We start from the raw sequence: 12,373 nt of genomic DNA on the forward strand, positions 1-12,373 counted from the left end.
CCTTTTTATTTTAGAGATGCTCTTTAATTATATCAAATTTTACTTTAACAATATATCTATGATATAAATAGCCGGATAGAAAAAATAATCCGCCATAGGAGTAGCTATCAAAATGATAAGTATGATCATTCCGTATCTCTCCATCTTGTTTAAAAAATCAGCTAAATAATCAGCCTTTATGATCCTTGAAAAATACTCCAGCGCATGGGCTCCATCAAGCGGCGGTATGGGATATAAGTTAAAAACCCCCAGTACTACATTGTAAACTACCATCATATATAAAAGATACCCGATGAACGAGCCTGCTACATTAAAATATGGAAATATAAAAGAGGCTATAACCGCAAGAAAAAAGTTATAAGTAATTCCAGCCAAGCTTACGGCAATCGCTCCGGTATATCCACCGTTTCTTAAAACCGTTCTTATGTCTATAGGTACCGGTTTTGCCCATCCGAACATGAAGGGAGCGCCACTGAAGTAAAGTATGGCAGGAAGCAGTATGGTTCCTACCGGATCTATGTGTACTATGGGATTGATACTTAGTCTTCCCGCATTTTTTGCGGTATTGTCACCATATTTGTAAGCTACCAACCCATGCATTATCTCATGCCCTATAATAGCTATCATAAGTGCCAATATGGCAGCTATGATCTCCATATAACTCATATTTGCCATTATTTTAAACTCACACTTTTATCTATATATTTTTTATTTAAAGAAAGTTCGTCGACCGTTCTTCCTATACGATTCCATCTAATCTTATAGTTTTTATCCCATGAAAAGTAAACAAACCATGGTTTACCAACGATATCCCTGTAAGGAACACTTCCCCAAAATCTACTGTCGTTACTGTGGTCTCTGTTGTCGCCCATCATGAAGTATCTACCTTTTGGAACTTTGAAGTAAAAAGCATTTATCATAAGATCTTGATATTTTGGCAATTCGTTTAGCATCATCGGCTGCATTGCAAGTTGTCCCGCACTCATATATAAAAGCATTTCTCTAAAAAGGTTGACACTTTCATCGTACTGGATACCCGGGAATTTCAGCATATATGGATTTATGACCCAGAGCTTGCCTACTATTTTATATATCCTGGTTGGCGGATAATGTTTTTTTATCCACTCGTCACCCTCTTTAAAATGGATAAAAAGTTTCTTTTCCTGAAAGATTATCTCATCACCGCCTGTAGCGACACATCTTTTTACATAATGCACCTTGATATTTTTAGGGTATCTAAAAACCACTATATCACCTCTTTTTGGTTTATCCCCTTCGATGATATGCCCGTCACCTCTAAAATCAGGCAGCACCGGCCATTCAAGCCACGGTATGTGAGGAACAGGCACCCCATAAGCGAATTTCTTTACAAAAAGGTGATCCCCTATAAGAAGAGTTCTTTTCATGGAGCCGCTTGGTATGACAAAAGCCTGGGCTATAAAAAATATAACCAAAAGTACGATGATGATCGTACCTGTCCAACTGTTTGAAAAGTCATATAATTTTTTCATTCTCTCTTTCAAATCAATCCTTAGTATAATATTATAAAAATTATTATTTTGAAGTTGTTAATTTTGTAGCTTTGATGGTATTTGACAAAAGCATAGCGATGGTCATAGGTCCTACACCACCTGGAACCGGCGTGATGTATGAGCATTTTTTTGATACTTCATCATACTTTACATCACCCACAAGTTTACCGCTTTCAAGCCTGTTTATACCGATATCTACAACTATCGCATCATCCTTGACCATATCCTCGGTTATAAGTCCTGCTTTCCCGACTGCAACTATGATAATGTCAGCTTTTTTTGTATGCTCTTTTAAATCTTTTGTATAAACATGACATATATCAACTGTCGCAAATTCATTTAGAAGCAAAGCAGCCATAGGTTTGCCGACTATATTACTAGCACCCACTATACACACATCTTTTCCTTTGACATCTATGCCGTATTCCTCAAATATTTTCATGACGCCTAAAGGTGTACAAGGCACAAATGAGTCTAGATCCAAGAAAAGTCTTCCCATGTTGTATGGATGAAACCCGTCAACATCTTTTTTGGGATCTATGGATTCAAGTATCTTTGTCTGATTTATATGTTCAGGTAACGGGAGTTGGACTAAGATACCGTTTATATTTTGGTTTTCATTCATCAGTTTTATGGTATTGATGATGGTTTCTTCTTTTATATTGTCAGGCATTTCGTGAACTACGGAGTAGATGCCTACTTCTTTGCAAGCTTCAGCCTTTTTTCTTACATAAACCTGACTCGCAGGATCATCTCCTATCATGATCACAGCCAATCCCGGAGTTATAGAAGCTTTTTTTAACAACTCCACATCCTCTTTTATTTTTGCCTGAATTTTACCGGCCAATTCTTTACCGTTTAATACGATCATATCAAACCTTAATATTTTTTTTGTATAATACCAAATATGTTATTATATAGGAATAAATTGAAACTGTATCTTCTTTGTTTTATACTATTTTTTGTTTCAAGCACTTATGGCAGTGATTCGTTCATAACCAATATGGAATATGCCAAAATGCTCTATAAAAACCCTAGAGGCATAGGGTGCAACAAGTGTCACGGTATAAACGGAGAGGGTAAAATCCTGGCAAAATACAAGGAAAAAGGCAAAACAGTATACTTGAAATCTCCAAATATAAACACTGTTTCAAAAGAGGATTTTTTCAAAAGCTTTAAGAAAAGACACAAGATAATGCCAAAATACTTTCTAACTTATCAAGAGATAAACAGTTTGTATTTTTATTTGCAAAATACCAAAAAAAAGAAAACCAAAAAAAAGAGAGGGAAAAAATGAATATAAAAAATTCTGTTGCAGCATTTGAAGAAGCCAAGAAAGTCATACCAGGAGGTGTTGATTCGCCTGTTCGTGCATTTAAAAGTGTAGGAGGCACTCCTTTGTTCATAGAAAAAGGAGAAGGCATATATCTTGAGGATATAGATGGAAACAGATATATCGACTTTGTACAAAGCTGGGGACCTCTTATCTTTGGTCATTGTGACAAAGATATACAAAAGAGTGTCATAAATGCCGCTAAAAAAGGACTTAGTTTTGGAGCTCCGACAACTATAGAGACTGAGCTTGCCGGTGAAATAGTACAAATGTTCGATACGATTGATAAGATAAGATTTGTCAGTAGCGGAACTGAAGCTGTTATGAGTGCCATCAGACTTGCAAGAGGTTATACCGGCAAAGACGATATAGTGAAGTTTGAGGGATGCTACCACGGCCACAGTGACTCTTTGCTTGTTCAAGCAGGAAGCGGAGCGGCGACATTTGGCACTCCTAGTTCTCCGGGAGTTCCGGCTGATTTTACAAAACACACTCTTTTGGCAAAATACAATGATATAAACAGTGTAAAAAAATGTTTTAGAAACTCTGATAATATCGCTTGTGTCATCATAGAGCCGATTGCCGGTAACATGGGCTTGGTACCGGCAGACGAAGAGTTTTTGCATGATTTAAGAGAATTATGTGATGAAAATGACGCTTTGCTTATATTTGATGAAGTTATGAGCGGATTTAGAGCGGATTTGAAAGGCGCTCAGGGACTGGTTGAAACAAAACCTGATATCACGACTTTCGGTAAAGTCATTGGCGGAGGAATGCCGGTGGGTGCATTTGGTGCAAGAAGTGACATAATGGACAAATTAAGTCCCGAAGGTCCTGTGTATCAAGCAGGAACTTTAAGTGGCAATCCGGTTGCCATGAGTGCAGGCTTGACATCTTTAAAAAAATTAAAAAGCAATCCTGATATTTATAAGGATATGGGCGCAAAAGCATTGAGACTTATGAATGGTTTTAAAGAATCCGCGAAACAAAACGGCATATGTTTGCAAACAAGAGTAAGAGGTAGCATGTTTGGTTTCTTTTTCAATGAAAATCCTGTTAAAGATTTTGATGACGCCCTTAAGAGTGATACGAAAATGTTTGCCGCTTTTCATTCAAAAATGCTTGAAAAAGGTGTTTATTTTGCATGCAGTCAGTTTGAGACAGGTTTCATCAGTGCCATTATGGATGAAGATATTATAGATGAAGTGATTCAAAAAGCAAAAGCGGTATTCGAAGAGCTTGGGAAAGAAACAGACAATGGATGAGAAAAAACCAAAATACGGTAAAATCATAGAGGGGGCAGAACAGCTCTCACTTGGTATATCTATGGTGGTAGCCGTTCTTATAGGAGTGGGTCTTGGGATATTTTTAAAAAATATATTTCATATATGGTGGCTTCTTTGGATAGGGGTTTTTATAGGCGTATCAGCAGCGATTTTGAATGTTTACAAAGCTTATAAAAAACAGGTAAAAGAGTATGAAGAATTTAAAGATGACACAAGGTATAAAAACTACAAATATGACGAGGATGAGGATGAAGAGTATTAGATCCGGGATTTATATCTACATCATTCTCGATATGATCGTATTTGCTATCTCTATATTTTTGGGCTGGAAGTGGGTGGTAAATTCGCAGATAGCCTTTTTCAGTGCTTTTAGTATAGTATTGCTCTCTTTTTTGTCATATCTTTCAAACATAAACAAACAGATAAAAACTCTCGGAGACATCATAGAAGAAGATAAAGATATCATCGACGAGATGGATGATCCTTATGACTTGTATGATAAACATGATAAAGAGATAAAAGATAAAAAAAGTAAAGTAAAGCTTTCGATGAAAAATTTAAGAAAAAGCAAAAGCGCCTCATTTTCCTTTTTTAGACTTCTTGGATATATTATACTCATTGCCGGTTTTTTTCTTCTTGTTAAAACAGAGAGTTTTTCTATCATCCCATATATCATCGGTATCTCGATCATCCCTTTGGGAGGGTTTTTAAATATCATCTACCAAAGGAAGTTCAACTGAGATAGATTTATCTTTTATGTTGACGGCAGCACTTGATTTTGGGGCACTTTCTCTTATAAGATAATCATCTTCTTTATCTCTTTCTTCACCTGAAACTTCCAATATAAATATAGAAAATTTTTTATTTTTGTAGTTGATATGCTCACCTGTTTTTAAATGAAGTTTTGTAGTTATGACTTTGGAATTTGAAAAAGAAGCATATATCTTTGAAAGTAACTTTAAAAAATTGTCAACTTTTACATAAATATCCGGAAAAGTAGGATCCAGTAACTTTTTGTGCATAGCTTTTGATGTAGTTGAGAGTGAACTTATGCACAAATCAATAATAGAGTATATATTGACTTTCGTATTATCCTGAGAATCAAGATCAAATGACTTATTTGGTTTTTTGTAGAGTTTTATACCTATATGATTGTCATCATTGTAACCGACGGTTATAGCAAAAAAGCTGTACTTCCCAAAATCGATATCCAAGATTGTCGTTTTAAATCCATAGTCATAACTTGCATATGCAAGTGCGAGTTCATAAATCTTTTTTGAAGAAACAAGGCCAAGCAAAAATTGAGCTTCGGCATTTACATTGATGACTTTTCCTTCCTTGTCAAAAAGTATAAAAGGGTTGTAATCATACTCTAGCCACTCTTCACAAATATCCATTTAAAACCTCCCTTTGGCAGATTAGTCGATTTTTCGTGAGTCGTGAGACGATGTTTCGACTTCCCTTCATCACTAACCATTCACTCTTCACCACTCAATTTCTTTTCTACAAGTTCATTAACTATCTTAGGATTCGCTTTGCTACCGCTCTCTTTTAACACTTGACCGACAAAAAAACCAAAAAGTTTTGTATTGCCGTTTTTGTATTTGGCGCTATTTTCCGGATTATTTGCGATCACTTTATCAACTATAGGCTCTATTACAGATATATCACTTATCTGCATTAATCCTTTTTCTTCTACTATTTTTACAGGATTCTCTCCTGTTTTTGATAAATCCTTGAAAACCTCTTTTGCAATCTTACTGGAGATCGTTTCATCATCCAACATTTTGGCCAAATCCGCTATCTCTTTCGCACTGTATTTTAGTGTATCGACCGTTTTATCTTTAAGTTCTCTTGCAACTTCGGTTGTGATTATGTTTGCGATTGTCACGGGACTGCTTAAGTAGGTTAAAGTTTGCTCGAACAAGTTTGAAAGCATTTTATCTCTTGCCAAAGTATTGGCTACTTCACTGTTTAGTCTTAGTTTATGAGTATATTTTTCATAAAGAGATTTTTGCTCATCATTCATGGGTGTGACTTGACCTTCATTTGATGACTTTTTACTTTGAACTTTTTTAGAAGGATTTGGAGTTTTTGTTTTTTTTGCCCATGAGTCTTTCAAGCTTACGATTTTATTAAATACAGGTTTTTTATCACTATAATCTACAGGCTCTTTATAAAAGTATCCCTGCCTTTCAAATTGAAATCTCTTATATCGTTTATCTTCTATTACAGCTGGTTCGACCAAAGCATTTTTGATAACCTTTAGAGAGTTAGGATTTAGATCATCTATACCTGATGGATTTTCTACTTTAAAAAGTCTATCATATAGTCTAACTTCTACCTTTTTAGCTTTAGCGGCATCTACCCACTGTATGGCACTTTTTACTTTTATGCCACTTTTATCTGCTCCACTTTTTGAATCTGGATAATATTTGACTTTTATCTCTATAATATTACCGTCTTCATCTTTTATAGCTTCCACAAAAGAGATGATGTAAGCATGTTTTAGTCTAACGGGCTGAGTCGGGGTAAGACGAAAGTAACCTTTTGGAGGATTTTCCATAAAATCTTCACGCTCTATATAAATCTCTTTTGAAAAAGGAAGTTTTCTTGTGCCCTCTTTGGGTACATCTTTGGGGTAATACGAAGCATCTATCTCTTCACTTCCATCGTAATTTACTATAGTAACTTTAAGAGGATCAAGTACGCACATAACACGAGGTACTTTTTTATTTAAATCATCTCTTATACAAAACTCTAGTTGTGCCACATCAACTACGGAGTTTGCTTTGGCAATCCCGATTTGATCACAAAAAGTAAGTATGGACTCTGGAGTATATCCTCTTCTTTTATAGCCTGCAATTGTTGGAAGTCTAGGATCATCCCAACCATTTACATAACCGCCCTCAACTAATTCCAAAAGCTTTCTTTTGCTCATAACTGTATAACTTAGATTGAGTCTAGCGAACTCGTACTGATAAGGTCTAGGTGGAGTAAGCTCTAAAGTATCAAGTATCCAGTCATAAAGTTCACGGTTGTTTTCAAACTCCAAAGTACAAAATGAGTGAGTAACTCCCTCTATATAATCACTCAAACAGTGTGCAAAGTCATACATCGGATAGATACACCATTTATCACCTGTTCTAAAGTGATGAGTGTGTCTTATGCGATACAGCAACGGATCTCTCATCTTCATATTTGCCGCACTCATATCTATCTTGGCTCTTAAGACATGCTCTCCGTCTTTAAACTCACCGTTTTTCATTCTTTCAAAAAGATCCAGGTTTTCTTCTATGGTACGATTGGCATATTTGCTTCTTTTACCGGCTTGTGTAACGGTTCCTCTAAATTCTCGCATCTCTTCTTCATTTAAACTATCAACATAAGCTTTGCCCATCTTGATAAGTTCTCTTGCGTACTCATATAGTTTTGGAAAATAATCAGAAGTATATCTAACATCACCGCTCCACTTAAAACCAAGCCAGTTAACGGCATCTTTTAAAGCTTCAACATACTTTGTATCCTCTTTGGCAGGATCGGTATCATCCATCCTTAGATTGCACTCTCCTTTAAAGTCCCTTGCAATCCCAAAGTTTATCGCTATGGACTTTGCGTGACCGATGTGAGGAAAACCGTTTGGCTCCGGGGGAAACCTGGTGATAACTTTTTTATATTTACCGGATTTCAAGTCATTTTCGACAATAGTTCGCAAAAAATCTTTACTCTTTGTCAATTTATCATACCTTTGTTTTAAATAGTTAAATAATATTATAGCAAATCTTTGATAAAATTTTGCCCATGTATATGCATCAACTAAGTATCAATGCAACCTTGGACAATTATGTTTTGGCTAAAGAGTTAATGGAACTTGCAAATCTTTCTCCAAACGCTTTTAGGTATTGGAAAGATTGCATAGCTGCCAAATACGACAAAAGCAGAATCGTATATATCCATAGAAAATATATCCATAGAAAATACAAAGATCTTGTCCAAAAATGTACAAATCTCGACGGATATATCCAATCAGCTCCATTTTGCAGGTATACAAATCTTCCATCTTCTCATTTGACCAAGAGTAACAAATCCACACTATACGAACTCCTTGGTATAAAAACCATCGAGGGTGTGAAGTTTGTCAACCTCAAATCTTTCCTTGAAAAATTCAACCTAGATAATTCATCTATCATATATATAGAAAAATGCAGATATTTTGCACCGCTTGAAAAAAAGATAAAATTGACAAAAACCTTATGCTTGGGGTATTATTGATATTAGAACAGTTTTTATATATCTATTTTGCTTGTCGTAAAATTCCACTCTAAAAACATCACTGTTTTTATAAATCGAATATCTTCTTTTTATATCTTGTAGTTTTATCCAGATATTCGCTTCGTTTTTATATCTTCTTGAAGTATAACCTATGACATTGACCCTTATATTCTTTGGGGCTATGATCTTAAAATTTTTCATGACTTTAGCCTCATATTTATCACTTACATCTATCATCTTATGATCGGTCTTTATGATAAGTTTCGGGTGCTCTTTAGATAGCTTGAAATATTCACTTTTTATTTTTGTGATTTTTTTATTGCCAATCATTACATTGTAAACATCCTTATATCGAAGCATCGCTCCCAAAGGATGAGAAAAAGTGAAATCGTTATACTTTTGCTTCAAGGGCACGTAACCGATATATCTTTTTACTCTGTTTAGGTTTAGTTTCATTCTGCCGTTTAGTGTCAAATATCCAAAATCATTAAGGATATGTCTTATGGATTTTTCATTGAGTTCAAAATCTCTCTTGTATTTTATACCCATCACCTTCATAAATTCTTCTATAGTCAAAAGCTGATAGTAAACTTTTTTTGTCAAATCAGTGATATTCTTGCTTGTTTCTATGGCAAGGGCTGGTTTGTTGTGTGTTATGGCAAAATATGTCAAAGAGAGCCTCATTTGCTCATCATGAAATTTTGTCTTGGTATTTTTCACTCCGAATATATGCTTTTTTTTGAAAATTGAATTATTTATCTTATCGGCTACAATATGACAAATCTTTCCCAGATTGTAATATTTTGGCGTTTTCAAACTCATTTGATCTATGATGAGAGCCTGTCCCCAGGCTTTTGGATTAAATATGACATTTTCCCATTTAGGCCTATAGAAACCGTGCCCGTCATGAAGATTCAAGACAAGGTCTATATTTTTGGAAAGTATGATTTTTTTTATATCTTTTACTATCTTATAATCAGGATCTTTTTTGGATATATGGGCAAATTTTCTATTCATATCTCCGTAATGACCTCTTTGATTTCTTATATCGCTGTCAAAATTGAGATTTGGCACCACTATAAGGTTACCTTTTAATATTTTGTAATGCTGAATAAGTACAGAGGGGGCAAAGTAACCTCCCGGTTCATTACCGTGAATACCGCCGATAACTAAAAGGGTATCCCCTTTTTGTCTGCCTTTTAATTCATATTTTTTAAAATGAAGTATCGAAGAATGTAGCAGTGATACCAATATAAAAAAAGAAAAAACAGCTTTTTTTGACATAAGGTTATTTCTCTATAAAGATTTTGATCTTACCGTCTTTTACGTTTATATAAAGTTCCTTATTGCCATTAAAGCTATAATTTTTTGTTTTATATATTTCATAAAAAAAGAGTTTATATATAGGTTCATTTTTTAAATTGGGATAAGGAAGAATGCTTATATATTTAAATATGATACTCTTTTTGTCACCTCTGGAAAAAATCCTTCTTTTTTCGTTTGAAAAAGCTGTTAAATTTTGCCCGTTATATCTTTTAAAATCATTTGAATAAAATGAAAGATACTTATCTATGTCATTCTTTTGCCATGCGCTTTTCCATCGGTATAAAAAAGTGAGGATTGAGCTGATGGTATCTTTTGAAACAGGTTTTAAGTTGTTTTCATGGATTATGACAAAACTGTTTTTTGGATCTATGGTACTGTTTAAATCAAGCAATTGATTGTTTTTAAGCACCATGCAGCCTTTAGTAACAGGTGGTCTTTTTTCATGATCCAAAGGATATCCGTGTATCCATATGCCATGACCGTCTCTTCCGTTTAACTCATCGAATGTATTTGGATAAGATATGGCAAAAGCTATCGGGCCGTAAAAAGTATCTTTTGGCACAAATCTCTGTACTATTTTATATGCACCAAGCGGGGTTATCAAATCTCCCTCTTTTTTCTTTTCACCGTTTTTACCCGTTATTATATCCTTATCAAACAGTTTTTGCAGGTTTCCTTTACCATTGGTATGAAAAAGGTTTAATTTTTTACTTTTTTTATCCGCTACGATGATATATTTTTCTTTTTCAAAATATCCGTATGTTGTATTGTAATCCTTAAGATAACTATCCCAGTATGATTTCGCTTGAAGCTCTTCGTCAAAAAGTTTTTTAACCTCTTCTATACCGCTATGTCTGTAGATATCAATATAATTTGTTGCATAAACTGCACTTATACAAAACAAAGTTAAAAATAAAATTTTTCTAAACATTATCATCCTTATATAAAAGTTAGAATTTTATCTAAAATTTTCTTGATAAAAAATTATCGATATATTTTAATTCTCTTTTTTTTATCTCTTTTGAAATATCAGCTCCCTCAAATCCATCCTTTACGACATCCATGGCATTTACATTTGTCTTCAATCTTTCATAGTAAATACCGAGCTTTTTCGCCCTTTTTCTAATAGATGGTATATAGTTTGCAAGATACATCTTGATGGGAATCTTAAGTGCTATTTCAAGAAGTTTTTTATCGCTTGGGTTATTACAGAGACTAGGTTGAAGTTTATAAAACTTTTCATACTCTTTTGGAGCATTGAGCTTTTCCAGTAAAACGGATATATCGATATCTAAAGTTTGGCAAATGATATACAAAAAATAGTATTTGTAAAACTCTTTTTCAAATATATTTTGATAATCGATAAATATCCTGCTTATTTTAATAAAATCATTACACTTCAATTCGATATCAAAAAGTTTTTTCATAACTCCAAGCTTTAGAAGATAATAAAATCCAAACTGAAGATAACTTCCTTTAAAAAGTTTTTCAAACTCCCAAAATATCCTCTCTTTACTCAAATCATCCAGTTCAATTTCCTGCATGACCAAGATGGATGCCTTATCACATTTAAATCCAAATCTTGCACTAAACTGTACGGCTCTTAAGACCCTTAGGCTATCCTCTTTAAAGCTTTTAGCATCTATGATTTTTATGATCTTATTTTCTATATCCTCTTTGCCGCCCCAAAAATCTAGCAATCTCTCTTCAAATATATGATACATCAAAGCATTCATAGTGAAGTCTCTTCGTTTTGAAGCCTCTTTTTCATCTTTGGTTATCTCAACTTCAAATGCATTATGCCCTATGCCTGTTTTTCTTTCGATTCTAGGAAGGGATATATCTATATCATTATATTTGTAAACAAAAAAACTTTTCCCCACTCCTTTGGCGCCAATACTGTGCATGATTTTGGAAAATTTTTTAGGAGCTATATCGTAAACTTCGATATCAAGATCATGTACTCTTTTTCCTAGAATTGTATCCCTTAGTGCACCGCCGACGATATAGGCTCTTTTTGTATGTTTTGAAAGTATCTCTTTTGTATAAATGAAGTCTTTGTATGTGGATTGGTCTATATTATTTTTTATCATTCAGTCTTTCATCGATCATTGCTAAAAGATACTCTAAAAAGTTTAGGGTCAAGTCCAGTTTTGCCTCTATATTTTGAGTATTTGGAGATTTGAAGCCTTCGAAGAGCACAAGTATCCTTTCTCTTAGATTTTTTAAAAACTGCTCCTCCTTGATGGTATCCATACTGTTTTTATCCGATATATTGGCATATTCATCTTTTTTTTCTTCAATGATGTCATCATCCTGGGACGGCAAATCTTTGTCAATTTCAGCCAGAGTCGACAAAACTATATCTTTTAATTCCATAATTTTAACATCCACCTTTCAAATTCTCTAAATTCCGGCTCACTGTCCATCTGAACAAAAAACTTTTTCATCTCTTTGTTGACTCCGTCAAAATTTTTTCTGATACCCGAGAGTCTTTTTATAGCGATCTTGGCTTCTTTGTTGTGAGGGTTCTCTTTTAAAATTTCTTTATATATATCCAAAGCCTCATCTTTAAGTCCCTGGAGTTCATATATGGAAGCCAAAGTCAATGTTTTCATCACAAA

The 12,373-nt window shown here is 34.2% G+C and carries 15 protein-coding genes; 5 read left to right on the forward strand and 10 right to left on the reverse strand.

Annotation, left to right across the window (positions count from 1 at the left end):
• Positions 1-39 precede the first annotated feature (39 nt).
• The 3 genes from ACZ47B_RS03070 to folD are packed head-to-tail and all read right to left on the reverse strand — an operon-like array spanning position 40 to position 2,403.
• A complete protein-coding gene (locus ACZ47B_RS03070) occupies positions 40-675 on the reverse strand; it encodes a site-2 protease family protein (RefSeq protein WP_464895214.1) in 636 nt (211 codons plus the stop codon).
• Complete coding sequence (gene lepB / locus ACZ47B_RS03075; protein WP_464895215.1) at positions 675-1,523, reverse strand: signal peptidase I; 849 nt, start codon at positions 1,521-1,523, stop codon at positions 675-677. Before lepB ends, ACZ47B_RS03070 begins: the two co-directional genes overlap by 1 nt.
• Before the next feature lie 31 nt (positions 1,524-1,554).
• A complete protein-coding gene (folD, locus tag ACZ47B_RS03080) occupies positions 1,555-2,403 on the reverse strand; it encodes a bifunctional methylenetetrahydrofolate dehydrogenase/methenyltetrahydrofolate cyclohydrolase FolD (protein ID WP_464895216.1) in 849 nt (282 codons plus the stop codon).
• Between the two features lie 57 nt (positions 2,404-2,460).
• On the opposite strand from folD, the gene ACZ47B_RS03085 reads away from it, so the two are divergent.
• From ACZ47B_RS03085 to ACZ47B_RS03100, 4 genes are read left to right on the forward strand one after another with little or no spacing between them, the layout of a single operon-like run.
• A complete protein-coding gene (locus tag ACZ47B_RS03085; RefSeq protein ID WP_464895217.1) occupies positions 2,461-2,829 on the forward strand; it encodes a c-type cytochrome in 369 nt (122 codons plus the stop codon).
• Positions 2,826-4,130, forward strand: a complete 1,305-nt coding sequence (hemL, locus tag ACZ47B_RS03090) for a glutamate-1-semialdehyde 2,1-aminomutase (RefSeq protein WP_464895218.1) — start codon at positions 2,826-2,828, stop codon at positions 4,128-4,130. Before ACZ47B_RS03085 ends, hemL begins: the two co-directional genes overlap by 4 nt.
• Complete coding sequence (locus ACZ47B_RS03095; protein ID WP_464895219.1) at positions 4,123-4,413, forward strand: AtpZ/AtpI family protein; 291 nt, start codon at positions 4,123-4,125, stop codon at positions 4,411-4,413. The genes hemL and ACZ47B_RS03095 overlap by 8 nt, the downstream gene beginning before the upstream one ends.
• Positions 4,400-4,891, forward strand: coding sequence for a hypothetical protein (locus tag ACZ47B_RS03100; protein WP_464895220.1), 492 nt, complete (start codon positions 4,400-4,402; stop codon positions 4,889-4,891). Before ACZ47B_RS03095 ends, ACZ47B_RS03100 begins: the two co-directional genes overlap by 14 nt.
• Here the strand turns inward: ACZ47B_RS03100 and ACZ47B_RS03105 are convergent.
• Entirely contained in the window at positions 4,859-5,548 is a 690-nt protein-coding gene (locus ACZ47B_RS03105; RefSeq protein ID WP_464895221.1) for a hypothetical protein, read from the reverse strand. The genes ACZ47B_RS03100 and ACZ47B_RS03105 overlap by 33 nt on opposite strands.
• 80 nt (positions 5,549-5,628) lie before the next feature.
• On the reverse strand, positions 5,629-7,887 hold the full coding sequence (locus ACZ47B_RS03110) for a glutamine--tRNA ligase/YqeY domain fusion protein (protein WP_464895222.1): 2,259 nt from the start codon (positions 7,885-7,887) through the stop codon (positions 5,629-5,631).
• A 65-nt stretch (positions 7,888-7,952) separates the two neighbouring features.
• Between ACZ47B_RS03110 and ACZ47B_RS03115 the strand changes: the two genes are divergently transcribed.
• A complete protein-coding gene (locus tag ACZ47B_RS03115; protein WP_464895223.1) occupies positions 7,953-8,423 on the forward strand; it encodes a cheVAW transcriptional regulator CheQ in 471 nt (156 codons plus the stop codon).
• On the opposite strand, the gene ACZ47B_RS03120 is transcribed toward ACZ47B_RS03115, so the two are convergent.
• From ACZ47B_RS03120 to ACZ47B_RS03140, 5 genes are read right to left on the reverse strand one after another with little or no spacing between them, the layout of a single operon-like run.
• Positions 8,403-9,707, reverse strand: a complete 1,305-nt coding sequence (locus ACZ47B_RS03120; protein ID WP_464895224.1) for a M99 family carboxypeptidase catalytic domain-containing protein — start codon at positions 9,705-9,707, stop codon at positions 8,403-8,405. The genes ACZ47B_RS03115 and ACZ47B_RS03120 overlap by 21 nt on opposite strands.
• A 4-nt stretch (positions 9,708-9,711) precedes the next feature.
• Entirely contained in the window at positions 9,712-10,680 is a 969-nt protein-coding gene (locus tag ACZ47B_RS03125) for a L,D-transpeptidase family protein (protein WP_464895225.1), read from the reverse strand.
• A gap of 31 nt (positions 10,681-10,711) precedes the next feature.
• The gene (locus tag ACZ47B_RS03130) at positions 10,712-11,842 is read right to left on the reverse strand and encodes a tRNA nucleotidyltransferase/poly(A) polymerase family protein (RefSeq protein ID WP_464895226.1); all 1,131 of its coding nucleotides are present in this window, start codon (positions 11,840-11,842) and stop codon (positions 10,712-10,714) included.
• Complete coding sequence (locus tag ACZ47B_RS03135) at positions 11,829-12,128, reverse strand: CiaD-like domain-containing protein (protein WP_464895227.1); 300 nt, start codon at positions 12,126-12,128, stop codon at positions 11,829-11,831. Before ACZ47B_RS03135 ends, ACZ47B_RS03130 begins: the two co-directional genes overlap by 14 nt.
• Complete coding sequence (locus ACZ47B_RS03140; RefSeq protein ID WP_464895228.1) at positions 12,119-12,367, reverse strand: hypothetical protein; 249 nt, start codon at positions 12,365-12,367, stop codon at positions 12,119-12,121. The genes ACZ47B_RS03135 and ACZ47B_RS03140 overlap by 10 nt, the downstream gene beginning before the upstream one ends.
• Positions 12,368-12,373 lie beyond the last annotated feature (6 nt).

Source organism: Thiofractor thiocamini, from assembly GCF_055384375.1.

Bases quoted from the DNA above. Each gene is read 5' to 3' on its own strand.
- ACZ47B_RS03070 (WP_464895214.1), bottom strand. From the start codon at position 675: ATGGCAAATATGAGTTATATGGAGATCATAGCTGCCATATTGGCACTT.
- folD (WP_464895216.1), bottom strand. From the start codon at position 2,403: ATGATCGTATTAAACGGTAAAGAATTGGCCGGTAAAATTCAGGCAAAA.
- hemL (WP_464895218.1), top strand. From the start codon at position 2,826: ATGAATATAAAAAATTCTGTTGCAGCATTTGAAGAAGCCAAGAAAGTC.
- ACZ47B_RS03095 (WP_464895219.1), top strand. From the start codon at position 4,123: ATGGATGAGAAAAAACCAAAATACGGTAAAATCATAGAGGGGGCAGAA.
- ACZ47B_RS03100 (WP_464895220.1), top strand. From the start codon at position 4,400: ATGAAGAGTATTAGATCCGGGATTTATATCTACATCATTCTCGATATG.
- ACZ47B_RS03105 (WP_464895221.1), bottom strand. From the start codon at position 5,548: ATGGATATTTGTGAAGAGTGGCTAGAGTATGATTACAACCCTTTTATA.
- ACZ47B_RS03115 (WP_464895223.1), top strand. From the start codon at position 7,953: ATGTATATGCATCAACTAAGTATCAATGCAACCTTGGACAATTATGTT.
- ACZ47B_RS03120 (WP_464895224.1), bottom strand. From the start codon at position 9,707: ATGTCAAAAAAAGCTGTTTTTTCTTTTTTTATATTGGTATCACTGCTA.
- ACZ47B_RS03125 (WP_464895225.1), bottom strand. From the start codon at position 10,680: ATGTTTAGAAAAATTTTATTTTTAACTTTGTTTTGTATAAGTGCAGTT.
- ACZ47B_RS03130 (WP_464895226.1), bottom strand. From the start codon at position 11,842: ATGATAAAAAATAATATAGACCAATCCACATACAAAGACTTCATTTAT.
- ACZ47B_RS03135 (WP_464895227.1), bottom strand. From the start codon at position 12,128: ATGGAATTAAAAGATATAGTTTTGTCGACTCTGGCTGAAATTGACAAA.
- ACZ47B_RS03140 (WP_464895228.1), bottom strand. From the start codon at position 12,367: ATGAAAACATTGACTTTGGCTTCCATATATGAACTCCAGGGACTTAAA.